Here is an 18,699-nt window from a genome sequence, read left to right as displayed (position 1 = left end):
AACCGAGGTTCTTTGCTACAAAACCCGCCTGTTTTGTGTATCTTTGTTAAGGTTGCTCTCCCAAGTAATCTTTTTTAATTTCGCTCACTCACCAACACTAGATTATATATGGATCATGCAGCAGTAGCCTACGAACCGCTCCTACTGGTAGGGTCCCTCCTCATGCTCGCTGGTATCATCGCCGGCAAGGTAGGGACACGCTTCGGCGTCCCCGCCCTCTTGCTCTTCCTCATCACGGGGATGATCTTCGGAGGCGCAGGGCTCGGGATACAGTACAACGACCCTGGCAAGACGCAGTTCCTAGGGATGATAGCACTGACAGTCATCCTCTTCTTCGGTGGCTTTGAGACTAAGCTTGCGGAGATACGCCCCGTGCTGGGGCCAGGGATCATGCTCTCTACCCTCGGGGTACTCCTGACGACTCTTTGCCTCGGGGGCTTCTTCTACGGGATGGATCAGCTCGGTTGGGCTCCAGTGCACTTGACGTTCCCCATCGCTCTACTGCTCGCTGCTACGATGTCGAGTACAGACTCGGCTTCGGTCTTCGCTTTGCTTCGCTCGAAGAACATGCACCTCAAGGAAGGTCTCCGTCCGATACTAGAGCTAGAGAGTGGGAGTAACGACCCTATGGCCTACATGCTGACCATCGCGCTGATCCAGTATGTCACGGGCGGAGCCGATGGTTCTTGGGGTAGCATCCTCCTGACGTTCCTACTACAGTTCGGTGTAGGCGGGCTCATGGGCTTCCTCCTAGGCAAAGCCACCGTCTGGATACTCAACAAGGCGAATATCGGCAACGAAGCCCTCTACCCTATCCTCCTACTCTGTATCGTCTTCTTCACCTTCTCAGCGACGAATATCCTACAGGGCAACGGCTACCTCGCCGTCTACATCATGGGTGTCCTCGTCGGGAATAAGAAGATCGTCCACAAGAAGAGCATAGCCACCTTCTTCGACGGGCTTACTTGGCTCCTACAGATCGCACTCTTTATCATCCTGGGGCTTTTCGTAGACTCCCACAATCTACTCCCTATCGCTGGCTTCGCCCTGCTAGCAGGGGTCTTCATGATCATCGTAGCCCGTCCGCTAGCAGTGCATCTCTCCCTACTCTTCTTCCCCCGTATCAGTCTCCGTGGGCGGTGGTTCCTCTCGTGGGTAGGCCTGCGTGGCGCTGTGCCCATCATCTTCGCCACCTATCCTATGATGAGTCAGGTAGAAGGGGCGGACACCCTCTTCAACATCGTCTTCTTCATCACCCTACTCTCGCTTCTCATCCAGGGGAGTACCCTACCCGCTGTAGCCCGTCTCCTAGGGCTAGACGAGGAGATCAAGGTGGAGATCAGTCGCTTCGGAGTGAAGATCCCCCAGCACACAGGGGCTAAGATGGTCGAGCGCACCGTCACTGCCGAGATGCTCCTACCCGGGAGGAAACTCATGGAGATCGACCTCAAGGAAGAGGAACTCGTCATCCTCGTGCGTCGTGGGGAGAACTATATGGTACCCAAGGGGAAGCTAGAGCTCTCCGTCGGGGACATCCTCCTCATCGTCTTCGAGCAACATACCCAAGGCATCTGACGTGGCTACCTCTAGTCGTCTCCTCAGGAGAATAGGGGCGCTGGCCCTGCCAAACATCCTCTCCAACGTCACCGTCCCCCTGCTCATGCTCGCCGACACAGCGATGGCAGGGCGCATGGAGCGAGCCGAGAGCATCGCTGCCGTGGCTATCGGTGCTGCGATCACACAGTTCGTCATCGGAGTCTGGAGTCTCCTTCGCATGGGCACGACGGGCTTCACGGCTCAGGCCTGGGGGGCATGCGATGCGAAGGCCTTGCTCCGTCAGTTGGCCTCGGGCTCGATCATAGCGCTCGTGATCGGGCTTCTGCTGGTCTTCCTCCGTCCCCTCTATATCGCTCCTGCGGCAGCTCTGCTACAGGGGAGCGCCTCGCTCCAGCTACCGGAGGCCGAGACCTATCTCCACTACTCCTTCCTCGGAGCACCCGCAGCGCTCCTGCTCTATGTCCTCAATGGCTGGCTCATCGGCGTCCAGCGGATGAAGCTCGTCATGAGCGTGAGCATCCTCTGCAATCTCCTCAACATCTTCTTCAGCTTCCTCCTTGCTTTCCCCGCCGACTTAGGCGTGGGAGGCCTTGCTCTGGGTACGGCTCTGGCGCAGTACTGCGCCGTGGGACTCCTGCTCCTCGGGGCGGTGCGAAGCCAAGGACGCATCCTCAGACACTTCCGCCGAGATCTCCTGTGGCATCCGCCGACGCTCCTCCGCTACTTCCATGTCGGGAAGTATCTACTCATCCGAACACTTCTCCTGCAGGCCGTGACCCTCTCCTTCATCCGCTACGGAGGACTCATCGGGGTCACTACCCTGGCGGCAAATAGCCTGCTGATGCAGCTCTTCACCCTCTTCTCCTACTTCATGGACGGGCTGGCCTACGCTGCCGAAGCGCTGGTAGGCGAAGCTATCGGAGCTCGTGCCTACCGACGTCTGGGCGATACCGTCTCCCTCGTCCTACGCACGGGAGCAGTGACGGCGCTCACCGTCTCCTTCCTCTACCTCGCTATCCCTCATCCCTTCCTCACACTCCTGACGGACAAGGAGGAGGTCCTTCGCCGAGCCCTCGACTACAGTTATTGGATGGGGGCGGTGCCTCTAGTATCCTTCGGAGCCTTCCTCTGGGATGGCATCCTCGTCGGAGCTACGGATAGTAAGACGATGGGGCTAGCGATGATCTTTGCGGCACTGACCTTCTTCCTCGTGGCTCAGCTGACGCTCGTCCCCTTCGGGGTACACGGGCTCTGGCTGGCCTTCCTCTCCTACCTCCTCGTTCGCAGTCTCCTCGAGCACCACTGGGGCACGCGACGCCTGAGACGCTACGGGGAGGCACTGTAGGTATAAAGTCACTATCTTCGTCTACATTTTCAATATAAATAATATAAAGCATGAGGTTTCCACGTATTACTCGCATGTCCTCCACCGCGTATATCTTGAGGCTCCGTGAGGGTTTATGGCTTCCGGTATTTATACTTCTCCTGAATGTTTTCTTCTTGATACACTATCTCCCGCACTCGGGAGAATTCTCTGGAGATGGCTTATTCTCTAGTTATCTCTTCATCGGAGCCAAAAGCTTATTTCGCTCGATACTATGGGCTAGTCTCTTCTGGTGGTTCTATGCCATCCCCAAGAGTCGTCGTATCCGATCTTTCCTTGGAGGGTTCTTCTGTGGTCTTACGATCCTACTCCACTACATAGAGAGCTTCCTGGTCAGCGTATATGGTATGTGCTACTCGTACTCAGTACTCTTAGTCATAGCAGGGACCAATCCTTCCGAAGCCTCGGAGTTCTGGACTTCCTCGATTTCATTTTCACCGCTAATACGCCCGACGCTTGAGATCTTAGTCTCGGCTTTCGTCGCTCTATCGCTAAGGGCTCTATACCAGCGATGGGCTCGAAAGAGAGAGAGCATCACCAAGCCTGCACAAGGGACACTTGCTCTCTATATCCTCTCTATCGTCTGCTCACTTCTAATCCTTGTATTCCCGACGCGCAAAACCTACGAATGGGTACAGCTCTTTGGGACGGCCTTTGACCAAACAATTAGTCCCATGGACCGTCTCCTTTGGAATACAATTGGTTTTGCTCAAGAGACTAGAAAGATCCAACAGGGAGCGGAGAACATGAAGAACATTGACCTTGGACAACTCACTCGAGAGGATCGCCTAGGAAATACCTCCATAGTCGTCATCATTGGCGAAACGCTCCGCAGAGATTATATGCATTGCTACGGCTACCCACTGAGTAATACGCCCCATCTCGACTCCATCCTGAAGACGGGAGATATGATCCGCTACAGCAATGTCATCAGCCCCGCTGGTAATACGATCGAGTCCCTCACAAAGGTGCTGACCATGCAGCTAGGAGATAGCCCCAAACCCTGGTATGAATATCCGACACTGACCGCCATTCTCTCCAAGGCAGGCTACACTACATACTGGTCGAGTAACCAAGAGAGCACTGGTGCCATCGTCCAGCCTCTAAATATCATGGCTTCACTTGCCGATAGCGTGAAGTATGCTCACCCCCGCTCCATCGATGGTGATAGAGACTCCGCTGCTAGATACTTTGATGAAGCAGTGATCAAAGACCTGCACTATGAAGGGGTTAATGGTAAGCCCTTCGTCCAGTTTGTACATTTAGAGGGATCACATCCCATATATGGGAGACGATTCCCTAAAGAGTTCGCACGATTCGGGACTAAAGATATCCCTCAGCAGTTCGGAGACGAGCGAGATCAGGTCCTCGCAGACTACGTCAATAGTGTCTACTACAATGACTATGTCGTCTCGGAGATCATAAAGAGATATAGCCATCAGGACGCTCTCGTTATCTACTTTGCAGACCATGGGGAGATCCTCTACGATGACCCCTCCCAGCCTGGTTACAATGGTCATGGAGTCCATCCTTCAGGAGTATCTGTACCCTTCCTCGTCTACTTCTCTCCCTCGCTCAAGGCTAAGAAGCCGGACCTCTATGCTCAGCTCGATCGAGCGAAGGATCTGCCTATTATGAACGACCTCTTCACGCATGCCTTCTGCGACCTACTAGGGATCAAGACCAAGTTCACTAACTCCAAGTTGAACTACTTCTCTCCGAGCTATGACAGTAGCCGTCCTAGAGTCATCAAGAGCCTAGGTAAGGTACTACGAATGTAGCCCATAAGTATCAAGGGACGGGGCTAGAGATGAGGCTTCCCTGAGGGCTATGAAGGTGCCTCTGAGAAGAAGGCACGTTTAGTCCGTCGGTATTTACACTAGCGCCTCCGAAGGGGCACTACTGGCAACTCTGAGCAGGCACCAGTAGCGCCCCTTCGACACCTCTAGAAGTCGCTTGCCGAGGGCATCTGGAGAAGGGGGAGCGAAGGGGGAGTAATTCGTCTTTCCTCGAAGCAGTTTTCAGGGTGCTTCGTTGGCAATGGAGGGGGATCGCCTTCTTCGGTTTAAAGACCATCCCTTTCTCCTAATAATCAGCTATTTATCTTGACTTACACTAACTCTAGAGTAGCACTTTCGCCCCCGATTATCAGAAAAGAGGTATCTTTGGTAGATAGTATGCCTTCTTAGAGGCATATAGACCTGTTTTTGATGGTGCAGATGAGATTGACGAAGTATAACGATTACCTCAAACTAAGCTATATCCTGCTCCTAGGGGCGCTCTATACGCTCCCCGTATGGGGACAGCGCCCAGAGCGTAGGGACGACGAGACCCTGCGCAAGGAGAAAGCTCAGGAATACTACTACCAAGGCGTGCTGGCTCAGCTCAGCTCCAAGACTATGGAGGCCTATGACCTGCTCCGTCATGCCTATAGCCTCGACCCTACCGACCCTGCTATAGCCTTCATGCTGGGAGGCAACTACGCCCAGCAGGGCATGAGTGCTCGTGCCCTGCCTCTACTGGAGCAAGCCTACGCCACCGACTCCACTAACCGCACCTACGCACGAGCTCTCTCCACCGCCTATATCGAGGCTGACCGCATGCACGATGCCCTCAGGGTCAATGAGCGTCTCAGTGAGGCTGACCCCGAAGACGACGATGTACGCTACCGCCTAGTACAGCTCTATGCCCGCACGGGTGAGCTAAGGAAAGGCATCCAGATGGCTACGGCTCTGCAGAAGCGCTTTCGCTCGATCCCCGAAGCCTATGGCCAGCTCACCAAGCTCAAGATCCAGCTCATCGCCCTGACCAAGGACAAGAAGGCCATCGCCGAGGAGTACCGCACTTGGGCGGAGCTCTACCCCGAGGATCGCCGTACCTACTACGACTGGATCCTCTACCTCCTCCAGGAGGGTGAGGTGAAGGAGGCAGAGAAGCAGGTGCTCAAGGATGTCCGCTCGGGCCGTCTCTCCGAGAGCGAAGCCTGCGTGCTGAAGGTACACCGCCTGATCATCCAGAAGGACTTCGCCGAAGCCGAAGCTCAGCTCGCTCGTCTTAGCCCCGACAAGAAAATACCTGTGGGAGAGAAGCTCGCCCTCTGGCTCCGTCTCAATGAGGAGTCTAAAGGGAGCGAAGGCTACCATATGGATCGTGTCCTAGATCACATACGAGAGCTCGTCCGGCTCTACCCTGAAGACCTCCCCCTGCTCAAGAGTTACGCCCAGGCGCTACGCTATATCGAGCGCTACCAGGAGGCCTATGACATCCTCCTACCACAGAGCAAGCTTCACCCCAGTGAGGGCTGGATCTGGGACGAACTCCTCAATGCCTCCATCGGACTCTCATCAGATAGTCTCACCACGAAGACCGCTCAGGACGCCCTCCCTCACCTCACTACTGACTGGCGCATCTACATCATCCTAGCAGGAGACCTCTTCCGTCAGGACAAGGTCCAGGGCGCTATCGACATCCTCGAGCAGGGAGTGAAGGCCATCGACCCGAAGGTCGGAGAGGGAGCCGCCCGTGTCTACAGTTTGCTAGCCGACCTCTATGCCGAGCGGGGAGGTGTCGGGCACGACGGGCGAGCCGACAGCCTCTACCTCCAAGCCATCGAGGCCAACCCACAGGATGCCGAGGCACTGAATAACTACGCCTACCGACTAGCCAAGTCGGGACAAGACCTGGAGAGCGCTGAGCGCTACGCCGGCCAAGCCCTCAAGATCTCCCCCAACGAGTCCTACATCCTCGACACCTACGCCTATATCCTTCTCCTGAAGAAGAACTATACGCTGGCCAAGCTCTACCAGCGTCGAGCCCTCAGCGCCACCGAGCCCGACAAGATCTCGCCCGACATGTACGACCACATGGGGGACATCTACCTAGGCCTCGGCGAATATACCGAAGCCATCGAGGCGTGGACACAGGCGCTCTCCGCCCACAAGGCTAAGGGCTCCTCTGCCGACACCCTCCGTGAGATCGAGAAGAAAATAACGGAAGCCAAGAAGGCTCAAAAGACGAAATAAGATGACCCCAACAATCATCCGTCCCCTGCGCTCCCTCCATGAGCGACTCCGAGTGATGCCCCGTGCCCTCGCCCTAGGAGCTCTAGCCCTCACCCTCTCGGGCTGTGGCCTCCTCCAGCAGATGCGTGAGGAGGAGGAGCCGGTCGCAGCACGCCCCATAGATACATCGAGAGAAGCCCGCCTCCGGGTCTTCCAGAGCGCTCCCGCCTATGCCTCTACCCTAAGAGGGGCGCTGAGTGCCGAGCTCTTCCTCAAGAAGGACAACTTCTCCTCCAAGGTCAACGCTACCATCCTCAAGGGCCAAGGGATCTACTGGTCTGTCGTCCCCTTCCCCCTCATCGAGGCCGCTCGGGTATGGTTCACCCGTGAGGGTGTCACCGCCGTCGACAAGCTCCACGGACGCTATGCCGAGGTCAGCTATCTGGAGCTCTCTGAGCTCATCGGCTTCCCCGTGCAGTACGACGATGTCGAGCGCCTGCTTCTCGGGAAGCCCTTCTTCCCCAGCGGAGCACGCGGCACTAAGGGGGGAGCCTTCAGCTACAGCATCACCGAGACCGGTGGCACTGACGCCGAGGCCTACCTACCAGTAGCACATCCCAGCGGGAAGCAGGACTACCACCTACGCTGGCTCCTCAATGCCCAGCACCAGCCGACCTTCTTCGCCGTGACGAAGCGGCAGGCGCTCAGCCAACCGATCTTCTCTCTCAGCTACGAGCAGGGAGCAGGCTCGCTGGAGAGCCATATCGCTCAGCGCACGACCCTCTTCCTCGGTAAGACCTCCGCCCCAGCACTGACGATCGACTGGAGCAAGCTCCGCCCCTACTCTGGAGAAGTCCCCGATATCACCCCCCGAATCAAGGAGGGCTATCAGCGCATCAGTCTCTCGGAGCTCATCAAGCTCTTACCCTCGCTATGATCGCCAGCCTCTTCACTAGACAGCGCCATCGGCTAGGACGGGCTCTGCTCCTCCTTTGCCTCCTCTCTGCCGTCGCTCCCGCCTCTGCTCAGGGTCGGAAGTCACGGACGCTCCAGCGTCTGGAGCAGGAGCGCAAGCAACTCCTGCGCAATATCGAAGCCTCCGACAAGAAGCTCCAGCAACTCCGTCGGGATACCCGAAGCCAAGAGCAGACTCTGCGTGCGGTGAAGGAGCAGGTGGAGCAGCGTCGCCAGGTCGTCGCCGTCCTCGGTAGCGAGGTCAGCGGACTGCAGGCACGCATCGACACCCTCGCAGGGCATATCGGCCGGCTCCACCGCCGAGAGGGAGCTCTACTCCTTCGCTATCGGGCAGCTCTGCTACAGCTCCAGAGGATCGACACCCATATAGACCCGCTCGTCTTCGTACTCTCCTCTCGGACGCCCTCCGAGGCTCGGGAGCGTCAGCGCTTCCTCGCTCGCTACACCAAGGCGGTACGCCAGGCCTCCGAGGCGCTACGTAGCACCCGCTCCGAGATCGAAGCTACTAAGGCCGAGGTGGGACGCACCCATTCGGAGAAGGAGCAACTCCTCTCCCTCCGTGAAGCGGAGAAGCGTAAGCTCGAGCAGGAAGAAGTCCAGCGCTCCGCCCAAGTTAAGGATCTCCAAGGCCAGCAAAAACAGCTCGCTCAAGACCTCTCCAAGCAGCGCAAGCGTGCCGAAGAGCTTGATCGCAAGATCCAGCAACAGGTAGAGGCCGAGATCCTCGCCGCCCAGCGCCGTGCTGCCGAAGCCCAGCGTCGTGCCGAGGAGGCTCGCCGTCGACGTCAGGCGCAGCGCCGAGAGCAGAGCGCCCAGGAGAGCGCTTCCTCCACGAAGGGCTCAGGACGAGGCTCCCGAGGCAAGACCACTACCCCCATCCCCCCACCACGAGAGGAGACAGAGCCCGAACCCGAGGAGCGCCGAGCAGCTACCCCTGGGGGCTACGCCATGGATGCTAACGAGCGGGCGCTAGCCTCTTCCTTCGCCCAAAACAAGGGACGCCTCCCTGCTCCCATCCGAGGCTCGTACTCGATCCTCCGCACCTTCGGTGTGCACCAACACTCCGAGCACAGCCGTGTACAGGTCAATAGCAGTGGCGTAGACTTCGGACTCCAGAGCGATAGTAGAGCCTATGCCGTCTTCTCTGGTGTCGTCAGCCGGGTATTTATGATCCCCGGCTACGGGACGGCCTTGATCCTACGGCATGGTAACTACCTCACCGTCTATGCCAACCTCAGTAGCGTCTCCGTCTCGAGTGGCTCACGAGTATCGACGGGGCAGGTCTTGGGCTCCGTAGGTGCCTCCCCTGATGGCTCGGGCGGACGACTACTTCACTTCCAGCTCTGGCACGAGCGTACCAAACTCAATCCTCTTGCATGGATAAAAAGGTAGTTGCTACTATTGGCTCCTTCGACGGAGTACATCTCGGGCATCAGGCGCTCTTCGCTCAGATGAAGGCTTATGCCTCTAGCTTCCCCGAGGCCGAACTTCTAGCGATCACCTTCGATCCCTACCCGGCCGACGTCCTACAGCGTGGGGGCGAGCCCGAGCACATCCTACCGACGACGGAGCGGGATCAACTCCTCAGGGAGCAGGGGCTCGGTATTCATCTCCTTCACTTCACACCCGAGCTGGCGGGGAAGAGTGCCCAAGCCTTCATGGAGGAAGTCCTCCATCGGGAGCTCGGGGTGACAGACCTGATCCTCGGCTACGACAATCGTTTTGGTCACGGAGCTCAGCTAGGGCTCACGGACTATCAGGAGCTGGGCACCCCCCTCGGGATCACCGTCCTACAGGCCGAGCCACTCATACGGGAGCGAGAGACCTTCAGCTCTACCCTCATCAAGGGGCTCATACGTAGCGGGTCGATGCAGCGTGTGACGGAGATCCTCTCCCGTCCCTTCTGCCTCTTCGGCTCCGTCGTCGAGGGGCTTCATCTGGGGCGCAAGCTCGGCTACCCGACAGCTAACGTCGCCCTCTCCGACCCGAGACAGATCTATCCCCCCCACGGGGTATACGCTGCGACCCTCAGCCTCAGGGGTGAAGCTGGCTTCGGGGAGCGCCTAGAGGCGATGCTCTACATCGGTCAGCGCCCCACCATCGGCGGTGGTCTAGAGCGGACGATCGAGGTACACATCCTCGACTTCAGCGCCGATATCTACGGGCGAGAGGTACGCGTCGAAGTCCTCGCCCAGCTCCACCCCGAGCACAAGTTCGCCTCCACCGATGCCCTCCGTGAGGCCCTACAGCGCTACGAGGCAGATACCCGTAGCTACTTCGCCGAGCACCCACGCTGATGGAGATCAAGGGACTACATGTAGCGATCGTACACCGACGCTTAGCTCTCGGAGGAGCAGAAGAGGTATCTCGCCAGACGGCCTACCTCTTCTCCGAGTTGGGCATCTGTACCCACTTCTTCGCCGAAGCACATATCCCGACAGAGTGGCCCCTCCCCGAAGATCCTAAGATCGACCTTACGCTCCTCCCCTCAGGGATGAGGCTCTGGAGCAAGGAGAGCGCTCTCTACCTCGTCCAAGCCTTCAAGGAGCGAGGCGTACAGGTGCTGATCATCCCCATTGCCCTTCGCAACGATTACCTCCCCCTCTTCCGCTCGGCAGGGATCAAGATCATCTACTGGTGCCACAGCTCTCCGCTCTGGGAACTCATCGACCGACGTGAACGTGCTAGCTACAAGGCGCACCACCCGTGGTACAAGAACCTCTACAGTGTGACGCTACGCCGTCTACGCCTACTGCTCACGCCCGAGGAGCGTCTTCGTGCCCGCTATCGACGCTTAGTGCATGAGGTCGATCGCTTCATCACCCTTACGCCTGCTTATATAGGAGAGTTCGTATCAGCTCTAGGGCTCGGGGAGGAAGAGGCCTCTCGCTTCGTCGCTCTACCCAACATGGTCACTCCCCCTCAAGCGCCCCTCATGCCAGCAAAGGATCGCCCGAAGAAGATCCTCTTCGTCGGGCGTCTCAGCTATGCAGACAAGCGCCCGGATCGTGTCCTGCGGATCTGGGAGCAAGTCTACAGAGCACTACCAGAGTGGGAGGTTGAGATCTATGGTAAGGGTCCCGAGGAGAAGTTCCTCAGACGCATGATCCAGCGACGGGGGCTCCCCCGTATCTCCCTCAAGGGCTACATCGCTGATCCTACTAGCGTCTACTCCTCAGGAGCGATCCTCATGATGACCTCGACCTACGAGGGCTGGGGGCTCGTGATCAGTGAAGCGCAGGCTGCGGGAGTCGTACCCATTGCCTTCGACAGCTCGGCGGGCATCCGTGAGCTGATCGGGGAGGATAGTGCCTATGGATGCCTTGTTCCGCCCTTCGACTTAGAGGCCTACGGGGCTCAGCTACTGAGGCTCTGCCAAGATGATGCGCTGAGGTACCGTCTCTCGGAGAGCGCTCGGGCACATAGCCTTGACTACACTCCTACTCGCAACGCTTCTCGCTGGGAGGAGCTCTTCAGCCAACTCTAATACTCCGACCGATGAAGCCCCGTATCCTCATAGACCTAGAGCGTACCCGATACCCATACTCGGGCTTGGGCTACTATGGGCATGCCCTTGCTCAGGGACTGCAGGAGGCTAGTGACCCAGCCCTAGATCTCCACTATTACGCCCCGTCCTCCTACCCAGTGCCTCAGAGAGAGCGCTTCTCTCCCCTGCATGCCCTGATCAGTACTCAGGCTAGAGGCTATGACCTGGTGCATATCACGCACCAGCGTCAGCATTACTTTCCTCAGCTATGGGGGGCTAAGTGCATAGTGACCCTGCACGACCTCAACTTCCTCACGGAGCCCCTTCCCGAAGCTAAGAGGGAGAAGCTCCTGAAGCTCGTAGCGAGCAACCTCAATCGTGCCCATGGGATCGTCTGCATCTCAGACTTTGTCCGTCGTGATCTAGAGCACCACCGAGACCTCTTCCAGATACCTGAGCAGACGCCCATCACGGTAGTGCATAATGGGATCTTCCTCCCCGAGGGAGGCGATACAGCCGACACCCCTCGAGACCCGATCGTCCCCACGGCTCCCTACCTCCTAGCACTAGGTGTCCTACACGAGAAGAAGCAACAGCATCTCTTGATCCCAGCCCTCGCTCATCTACCCCAGGAGCTACATCTGGTGCTGGTCTATTCCGAAGCCAAGTCCGAATACCTCGCTAAGATCCAGAGCCTGATAGAGCAGTATGGGCTCGGGGAGCGTGTACACCTCTTCTGTGCCGTACGTGATACGGAGAAGGAAGCCCTGCTACAGCACTGCCGAGCTCTACTTCAGCCTTCTATCGCCGAGGGCTTTGGCCTGCCCGTCGTCGAAGCGATGGCTCTAGGGAAGCCTCTCTTCCTCCGTCCTGCCACGAGCCTGCCAGAGGTAGGGGGCGAGGTGGCTTACTACCTAGACGAGATTAGCCCCGAAGCTATAGCGAAGACGATCTTAGACGGGCTGAATGCCTACGATCTAGAGCCTGCCCGGGCGGAAGCCCTACGTGCTCGTGCCCGCCTCTTTGACTACCGCCGTATGGCACAGGGCTACTTACAGTTCTACCACGAAATACTCTCCCTACGATGAGGCTAGCCGTCATAGTCCCGGTCTACAAGGTCGAGCCCTACCTCCGACAATGCGTTGACTCGATCCTCTCTCAGAGCTACCAAGACATGAAGGTGATCCTCGTCGATGATGGTTCGCCAGACAGCTGTGGAGCGATCTGCGATGAGTATGCCGAGCAGGATAGCCGTGTGCTTACCCTCCACAAGGCCAACGGGGGGCAGAGCTCGGCACGCAACCTAGCCCTACAGCACATCGACGACTGTCCCTTCGTCACTTTCTTAGATAGCGACGACTGGCTGGTACCAGAGATCTATCAGCAGGGGGTGAATTACCTCGTCGATCATCCCGAAGTGAGCATGGTCAACTATGGCTACAACCTCGTCACCGAGGAGAAGACTATCCCCTTAATCCCAGAGGAAGAGCGTCTGACTCGTGAGGAAGCCCTCCTCCGCTATGTCGCTACAACTTCGAATATCATCAACACGATGGTCTGGAGTCGCCTCTATCGCCGTGAGGCTCTCCAAGGACTGACCTTCACCGAAGGGTGCAAGTGGGAGGATGTCGTCTATGCCTTCGAAGCCCTCTACCAGAGCAGAGGAGCCTATCATATCCTCCCTCTGGCAGGCGTGAACTATCGGAGCAAGCGCCCCGGGGCCATGACCTCCGAGATCCTACCCGACAAGCGTGCGCTCTTCCTAGACATAGAGATGGCTATACGTCGTCACCCCGATGATGCGAGCTTCTTAGCGCTGGCCAACACCCTAGCGACGAATTGCCTCTGGTACTACCTCAAGTACCTTGCGACCTTCAGTTACCCCGTCGCCACGAGAGAGATGAAGCTCTACCTCCCGATCATCAAGGAGCTCCGGAGTCGTCCCTATTTAGATGCCTTCCATTCAGCCTCGAAGGTCCGCAAGGTACGGCTCTTCTTATCCTACCCTAGAGCCTTCTTCGCCGCCCGCACCTTTGTTCGCTCCCTACTTAGCCGTAAGTGATACACCCATGAAGCTAGCTGTCATAGTCCCGGTCTACAAGGTCGAGCCCTACCTCCACCAATGTATCGACTCGATCCTCTCCCAGAGCTATCGTGACCTGAAGGTGATCCTCGTTGATGATGGTTCGCCCGACAGCTGTGGAGCGATCTGCGACGAGTACGCAGAGCGTGACAGCCGTGTACAGGTCCTTCACAAGAAGAATGGAGGGCTAAGCTCCGCCCGCAACGCAGCTCTACCCCACACCGAGGACTGCCCCCTCCTGACCTTCGTCGATAGTGACGACTGGCTGGAGCCCGGCATTTACCAGGAGGCCGTAAGCTACCTCCAAGGACATCCCGAAGTAGACATCCTCGGCTACGGGCACAACAAAGTGCTGGGCTCTAGCTCTACTCCCTGCCTCATGCCCGAAATGACTCTGTCGAGAGAGGATGCCTTGGAGAGCTACCTTACCGCAAGCAAGCTCTCCATCGAGGCGACAGTCTGGAGCCGAGTCTATCGGCGCCGAGTCGTGGAGGGGCTTACCTTCCGTGAAGGATCGAAGTGGGAAGACAACGTCTATTCGCTCGAAGCCTTCTACCGGAGTGAAGGCGCCTTCCATGCCCTCCCCATAGCAGGATACAACTACCGCATCCAGCGCCCTGGTGCCATCACGACGACCCAACTGCCCGACCTAAGAGATCTCTTCGCTGACATAGAAGAGTCCATCAAGCGACACACCGGAGACGCTAGCTATCTAGCCTATGCCAATACCCTAGCGGTACGTAGTCTCTGGTACCACTTCCGCCTGCTATGCCGCACTCCTGAGGCCTACGAGACGGAGGCGAAGGACTATCTAGCGATGGCCTACAGGCTACGCCGTCGCCCCTTCCTCAATCACTTCCGATCACGATCCAAGCGAATCAAGTTCCGCCTCTTCCTTCTCTCCCCAAAGACATTCGTCACTGCCCGAAGGGCTTTCTCGAAACTCAAGAATAAGCATTAACGCTTCTCCCCTATCTCATGCTACTCAAGAACATCACCATCTCGGGCCTCGGAGGCGTCGGAGGCTACTACGGAGCGATGCTCGTAGAGGCTGCCCGTTTGGAGGGCCTTGGCCGTACCATCAGCTTCGTGGCTCGAGGCCCCCATCTCGAAGCCATTCGCTCTCGGGGCCTGCATGTACATACCCCTGCCCGAGACTTCACGGTGCGCCCGGACTTCATCGCCGAAGATCCTAAGGAGCTCCCAGCGACGGACCTGCTGATCCTTGCGACGAAGAGCTACGACCTCGGAGCCAATATCGAGCAACTCCGACCGATCATTACGCCGAAGACTATCATCCTGCCCCTACTCAACGGCGCCGACATCACCGACCAAGTCCAAGCGCTTCTGCCCGGGGCACGGGTGTGGGACGGCTGTGTCTACATCTCTGGGCGTAAGCCTGCCCCCGGGGAGATCCTCCTGGAGGCGGAGCGAGAACTCTTCTTCTTCGGCGAGCACACCGAGGAGCGAACGGCCGAGGAGAAGGAGCTAGCAGCGCTCCTCGACTCAGTGCGAGTGCACGTCATCAACCCCGACCATATCGAGGAGCACATACGCAAGAAGTTCCTCATGATCTCCGCTACCGCCACGGGGACGTCCTTCTTCAACCAAACCGTCGGCGATGCCCTCAAGGATCACCCCTCGGAGATGCGCCAGCTCATCGTCGAGCTCTGCCAGCTCTTCTCCGCTATGGGCTACGATCTCGGGGAGGACGCTGTCGAGCGTACCATCGAGCGACAGACCTTCATGATCCCCACCAGCACCAGTAGCATGCACGTAGACTTCATGGCGGGGCGACCCACGGAGCTGGAGAACCTCACGGGCTACGTCGTCCGTGCCGCCCGCTCCCTAGGCCTCTCGCTCCCCACCTACGAACGGATGTACCACGCCCTAGCCACGGAGCCCTATCCCCCTGCGATTCACTAAACATCTATACACACGACTATGCGAACAAGACTTCCCCTCCTTGCGCTTCTGCTCGCCGTGAGCTTCCTCTCGGCCTCAGCTCAGCATTTCTCCAGCTTCTTCAGAGACAGCACGCTTCGTCTGGACTACATCCTCTCGGGCAACTCCGAGAAGACGGAGATCACGCCCGACGAGCACCACCTACTCTCGGGTTGGGCAGGGAGGCGCTACCACCTCGACAGCCTCGCCCTCAGAGGCAACGCCCAGCTCTACGTCCATGACGAAGCTTCGGGCAAACTCATCTACGCCTTCTCCTTCAATCCCCTCTACCTCGAGTGGCGCCAGACACCACTTGCCAAGACCGAGCGCCGCACCTACGAAGAGGTCCTTCGCATCCCTTACCCCAAGGCTCCCGTCCGTGTGGAGCTCGTCCTCTGCGACGCCGAGCAGCGCCCGCTGGCCGAGCAAACCCAGCGCATCGACCCGGCGGACATACTTATCCGGGATCATACGGGCAAGCCTGCTCTGCCTCACAAGTACCTTGTTCATTCGGGCGACAGCAAGGACTGCATTGACCTAGCGATCCTGGCCGAAGGGTACAAGGCAAGCGAGATGGATACCTTCCTCAAGGACGCCGAAGCCGCTACCGAAGCGCTCTTCTCCTACGAGCCCTTCAAGAGCCACCGCCAGCACTTCAATGTCGTAGCCGTCTTCTCCGCCTCCGAGGAGTCGGGCGTCGCCGTCCCCCGAGAGAAGCGCTGGCCTCGCACGGCGTTCTCGTCGCACTTCGACACCTTCTACTCCGACCGCTACCTGACGACACGCCAGGTCAAGGCCATCAACAACGCCCTGATCGGCATCCCGCACGAGCACCTCATTATCCTTGCCAATAGCGAAGTCTACGGCGGGGGCGGGATGTACAACTCCTACCTACTGAGCTCGACACACCACAAGTGGTACTTGCCCGTCGTCGTCCACGAGTTCGGTCACAGCTTCGGCGGGCTGACGGACGAGTACTTCCACGAGGGGGACCTCGCCGCCGCTAGCGAACACGCCATGACCGTAGAGCCTTGGGAGCAGAACGTCACCAACCTCAAGGACTTCTCCGGCAAGTGGTCGCATCTGATCAAGAAGGGCACGCCCCTTCCCACGCCCGCTAAGCTCCAGAAGAAGTACCCCGTCGGTCTCTACGAAGGGGGCGCCTATCTCTCCAAGGGCATGTACCGAGCCAGCTACAACTGCCGCATGCGCACCAACGATACGCCGGACTTCTGTCCCGCCTGCCACCTAGCCCTCGGCAAGGTCATCGACTACCACCTCCCCCCACGGAAGAAGTAGTACGGCGCTCACCATTCAGATACGAATTAGGGCTGACTCCATCAGATGGAGTCAGCCCTAATTCTCTTTTTGCTTGTCAAAGGGTAGTGCTATACGCTAGCCGTCATCCCCTCTTGCTTACAAGTCCTACTTGAAAGGTCTCCACTTCAAGATCTTTCTGATCTTGGGAAGGACGTTGACCGTAAAGCGAACGTACAGCTTAGGCAGATAGATAAAAAGTCTTTTCTTAATCGTAGGATCTAGGATGGGGTATGCCTTGATACTTTCGATGAAGGGGGCAAGCATCTTCTCGTACTTCTTGACGTCTATCCCTTGTCTATAATATCTGAACGAATAGTCGACGGCACGATGGAGCATGAAGCTATTGGCATAGACGACCAATTCGGGATGCTCCTTGATCATCTTATTCCTCACGTCTTGAATGTTGAGGAACATATCTTCAATGTTATCGTTCAAGGTATGGGTGATCGAGCCTACTCTATTCCGGCGATAGATATACCAAGGCGCATTGTGGTAGTAATAGTGCTGGATCTTTATGAGGGCTTCGAAGATGTAGGTATTATCCTCGTGTACTCGGCCTAGGATGAAGCGTACATCACTGATCTTGTCTCGGACATAAATCTTCGCGCAAGGCAGGGGAGAGGGAAGGTTCCCCTGCGAATACGAGTGCAAGATCTGCAGCCCCGACAGCTCGACATCTTCAGCCTTCCCTGTATACGACTTATATTCGGCGAACTCCCCATCAAAGTAGTCAATCGTACCAAACTCTAGGATATCTATCTCCGGACGTTGCTCCAGGATAGCCATGCACTTCTCCAGAGTATCTAGTTCGATCCAGTCGTCACTATCGACGCACATCAAATAGTATCCCGTCGCTATCGAAAGGGCAGTATTTCTCGCCACGGACACTCCCTCGTTCTTCTTGTGCACGACGCGGACGCGGCTGTCTCGCTGGGCGTAGTCGTCGCAGATCTTTCCGCTTCCGTCGGTGGAGCCGTCATCGATCAGGAGGACTTCCAAGTGCGGATAAGTCTGCCCCAGCAACGAGTCAATACACTCAGCTAAGTACGCCTCGACATTGTAGACCGGGACGATAATTGAAACTACTCTTTCTGACATATTTTACTTGAATAGCACATAAACATGGCGCCTATACCATGATTTATGTTGGGGTTATACCATGAAATCACAGCGACGAAGATACGAAAAAAGAGGCGCATAAGGCTCTGAAAAGAAGGCCTTCCCATAGTAAGAGAGCCCCCCAGCATGATACGATACACATCGTGCTGGGGGGCTCTGGTTTTTCGGTTCGGGGGAAGGGCTAGGCGCCTACGTGGCCGCCGTTTTCAGGAGGCGTAGAACCTCCGCCTTCCTTGGGATCTTTCTTTTTCTTCTTGCCGACGGACTTGTAGGGGACGTCGAGCGCACGCTCGGCACGCTCTAGACGAACGCCCTTCAGCGCAGTCTTGACCTTCACTCGGGGCGTGTAGATGACCTTGGCTTTGTCGACGAGTTCGACGCCGACCTTCTCGGCCTTGTCGACGCCGGCTCCGGTCTTGGCGGTGATGCTGGGGCGGAAGGTGCCCATGTCGCCACAGTCGACGCTCTTCCCATCTTGCAAGAGGCGGATGAGCACCTTCGCAGCACGGTCGAAGACGGCCTTCACATCGGCGGAAGAGACCGTGGTCTCATCAGAGACGAGTTCGATGAACTCCTCAAATTTCACGTCGGAATGGAGGTGAATCGCAGGGTACCAGAGGTTTTTTCCTGTCTTGGAGAAGCCGATTTTGCGTTCAACGGCTTTGATCTTGATCATGATAGTTTAATTTATTGTTAAACAAGGGTTTATTGCGCTCTGCTAAGGTAGTTAGATTTTTGTGCGGAAGCAAATAAATTTCCTTCCGCAAGAAAAAATATTTTCTTCCGCAAGGAAATTTATTTTCTTGCGGAAGGAAATTTTCTTCCGTGC

The 18,699-nt window shown here is 57.2% G+C and carries 15 protein-coding genes; 13 read left to right on the top strand and 2 right to left on the bottom strand.

Annotated elements, in window-relative coordinates:
• Window positions 1-108: 108 nt before the first annotated feature.
• The 13 genes from HMPREF1556_RS08260 (at window position 109) to HMPREF1556_RS08195 (ending at window position 16,730) form a co-directional block, all read left to right on the top strand.
• On the top strand, window positions 109-1,575 hold the full coding sequence (locus tag HMPREF1556_RS08260) for a potassium/proton antiporter (RefSeq protein WP_021667983.1): 1,467 nt from the start codon (window positions 109-111) through the stop codon (window positions 1,573-1,575).
• A 1-nt stretch (window position 1,576) separates the two neighbouring features.
• Window positions 1,577-2,902, top strand: coding sequence for an MATE family efflux transporter (locus HMPREF1556_RS08255; RefSeq protein WP_021667982.1), 1,326 nt, complete (start codon window positions 1,577-1,579; stop codon window positions 2,900-2,902).
• A 785-nt stretch (window positions 2,903-3,687) separates the two neighbouring features.
• Entirely contained in the window at window positions 3,688-4,722 is a 1,035-nt protein-coding gene (locus tag HMPREF1556_RS08755; RefSeq protein WP_052332639.1) for a phosphoethanolamine transferase, read from the top strand.
• A gap of 429 nt (window positions 4,723-5,151) precedes the next feature.
• Window positions 5,152-6,963 (top strand): tetratricopeptide repeat protein, encoded by a 1,812-nt coding sequence (locus HMPREF1556_RS08240; protein WP_021667979.1) that lies wholly within the window; start codon window positions 5,152-5,154, stop codon window positions 6,961-6,963.
• 1 nt (window position 6,964) lies between these two features.
• A complete protein-coding gene (locus tag HMPREF1556_RS08235) occupies window positions 6,965-7,879 on the top strand; it encodes a DUF4292 domain-containing protein (protein WP_044125415.1) in 915 nt (304 codons plus the stop codon).
• A complete protein-coding gene (locus tag HMPREF1556_RS08230) occupies window positions 7,876-9,309 on the top strand; it encodes a murein hydrolase activator EnvC (protein WP_021667977.1) in 1,434 nt (477 codons plus the stop codon). The genes HMPREF1556_RS08235 and HMPREF1556_RS08230 overlap by 4 nt, the downstream gene beginning before the upstream one ends.
• On the top strand, window positions 9,294-10,214 hold the full coding sequence (gene ribF, locus HMPREF1556_RS08225; protein ID WP_021667976.1) for a riboflavin biosynthesis protein RibF: 921 nt from the start codon (window positions 9,294-9,296) through the stop codon (window positions 10,212-10,214). Before HMPREF1556_RS08230 ends, ribF begins: the two co-directional genes overlap by 16 nt.
• Window positions 10,214-11,404 (top strand): glycosyltransferase, encoded by a 1,191-nt coding sequence (locus HMPREF1556_RS08220; protein ID WP_021667975.1) that lies wholly within the window; start codon window positions 10,214-10,216, stop codon window positions 11,402-11,404. The genes ribF and HMPREF1556_RS08220 overlap by 1 nt, the downstream gene beginning before the upstream one ends.
• A gap of 11 nt (window positions 11,405-11,415) precedes the next feature.
• Window positions 11,416-12,492: a glycosyltransferase family 1 protein gene (locus HMPREF1556_RS08215; RefSeq protein ID WP_021667974.1), complete on the top strand. Its 1,077-nt coding sequence runs from the start codon at window positions 11,416-11,418 to the stop codon at window positions 12,490-12,492.
• Entirely contained in the window at window positions 12,489-13,466 is a 978-nt protein-coding gene (locus HMPREF1556_RS08210; protein ID WP_021667973.1) for a glycosyltransferase family 2 protein, read from the top strand. Before HMPREF1556_RS08215 ends, HMPREF1556_RS08210 begins: the two co-directional genes overlap by 4 nt.
• A 7-nt stretch (window positions 13,467-13,473) precedes the next feature.
• Window positions 13,474-14,448 (top strand): glycosyltransferase family 2 protein, encoded by a 975-nt coding sequence (locus HMPREF1556_RS08205; RefSeq protein ID WP_021667972.1) that lies wholly within the window; start codon window positions 13,474-13,476, stop codon window positions 14,446-14,448.
• A 17-nt stretch (window positions 14,449-14,465) separates the two neighbouring features.
• Window positions 14,466-15,413, top strand: coding sequence for a ketopantoate reductase family protein (locus tag HMPREF1556_RS08200; protein WP_021667971.1), 948 nt, complete (start codon window positions 14,466-14,468; stop codon window positions 15,411-15,413).
• An 18-nt stretch (window positions 15,414-15,431) separates the two neighbouring features.
• A complete protein-coding gene (locus tag HMPREF1556_RS08195; protein WP_021667970.1) occupies window positions 15,432-16,730 on the top strand; it encodes a M64 family metallopeptidase in 1,299 nt (432 codons plus the stop codon).
• 126 nt (window positions 16,731-16,856) lie between these two features.
• Here the strand turns inward: HMPREF1556_RS08195 and HMPREF1556_RS08190 are convergent, their stop codons facing one another.
• Window positions 16,857-17,849, bottom strand: coding sequence for a glycosyltransferase family 2 protein (locus HMPREF1556_RS08190; protein ID WP_021667969.1), 993 nt, complete (start codon window positions 17,847-17,849; stop codon window positions 16,857-16,859).
• Window positions 17,850-18,051: 202 nt separating this feature from the next.
• The gene (locus HMPREF1556_RS08185) at window positions 18,052-18,546 is read right to left on the bottom strand and encodes an HU family DNA-binding protein (RefSeq protein WP_021667968.1); all 495 of its coding nucleotides are present in this window, start codon (window positions 18,544-18,546) and stop codon (window positions 18,052-18,054) included.
• Between the last annotated feature and the right edge of the window lie 153 nt (window positions 18,547-18,699).

The organism is Porphyromonas sp. oral taxon 278 str. W7784 (assembly GCF_000467855.2).
Lineage (GTDB): Bacteria > Bacteroidota > Bacteroidia > Bacteroidales > Porphyromonadaceae > Porphyromonas.
Note: the sequence above shows the minus strand (reverse complement) of the source record. Positions and strands in the feature narration are given on the sequence as shown.

Excerpts from the sequence above, each read along its gene's own strand:
- HMPREF1556_RS08260 (WP_021667983.1), top strand. The coding sequence starts at position 109 with ATGGATCATGCAGCAGTAGCCTACGAACCGCTCCTACTGGTAGGGTCC.
- HMPREF1556_RS08755 (WP_052332639.1), top strand. The coding sequence starts at position 3,688 with ATGAAGAACATTGACCTTGGACAACTCACTCGAGAGGATCGCCTAGGA.
- HMPREF1556_RS08240 (WP_021667979.1), top strand. The coding sequence starts at position 5,152 with ATGGTGCAGATGAGATTGACGAAGTATAACGATTACCTCAAACTAAGC.
- HMPREF1556_RS08235 (WP_044125415.1), top strand. The coding sequence starts at position 6,965 with ATGACCCCAACAATCATCCGTCCCCTGCGCTCCCTCCATGAGCGACTC.
- HMPREF1556_RS08230 (WP_021667977.1), top strand. The coding sequence starts at position 7,876 with ATGATCGCCAGCCTCTTCACTAGACAGCGCCATCGGCTAGGACGGGCT.
- ribF (WP_021667976.1), top strand. The coding sequence starts at position 9,294 with ATGGATAAAAAGGTAGTTGCTACTATTGGCTCCTTCGACGGAGTACAT.
- HMPREF1556_RS08220 (WP_021667975.1), top strand. The coding sequence starts at position 10,214 with ATGGAGATCAAGGGACTACATGTAGCGATCGTACACCGACGCTTAGCT.
- HMPREF1556_RS08215 (WP_021667974.1), top strand. The coding sequence starts at position 11,416 with ATGAAGCCCCGTATCCTCATAGACCTAGAGCGTACCCGATACCCATAC.
- HMPREF1556_RS08210 (WP_021667973.1), top strand. The coding sequence starts at position 12,489 with ATGAGGCTAGCCGTCATAGTCCCGGTCTACAAGGTCGAGCCCTACCTC.
- HMPREF1556_RS08205 (WP_021667972.1), top strand. The coding sequence starts at position 13,474 with ATGAAGCTAGCTGTCATAGTCCCGGTCTACAAGGTCGAGCCCTACCTC.
- HMPREF1556_RS08200 (WP_021667971.1), top strand. The coding sequence starts at position 14,466 with ATGCTACTCAAGAACATCACCATCTCGGGCCTCGGAGGCGTCGGAGGC.
- HMPREF1556_RS08195 (WP_021667970.1), top strand. The coding sequence starts at position 15,432 with ATGCGAACAAGACTTCCCCTCCTTGCGCTTCTGCTCGCCGTGAGCTTC.
- HMPREF1556_RS08190 (WP_021667969.1), bottom strand. The coding sequence starts at position 17,849 with ATGTCAGAAAGAGTAGTTTCAATTATCGTCCCGGTCTACAATGTCGAG.
- HMPREF1556_RS08185 (WP_021667968.1), bottom strand. The coding sequence starts at position 18,546 with ATGATCAAGATCAAAGCCGTTGAACGCAAAATCGGCTTCTCCAAGACA.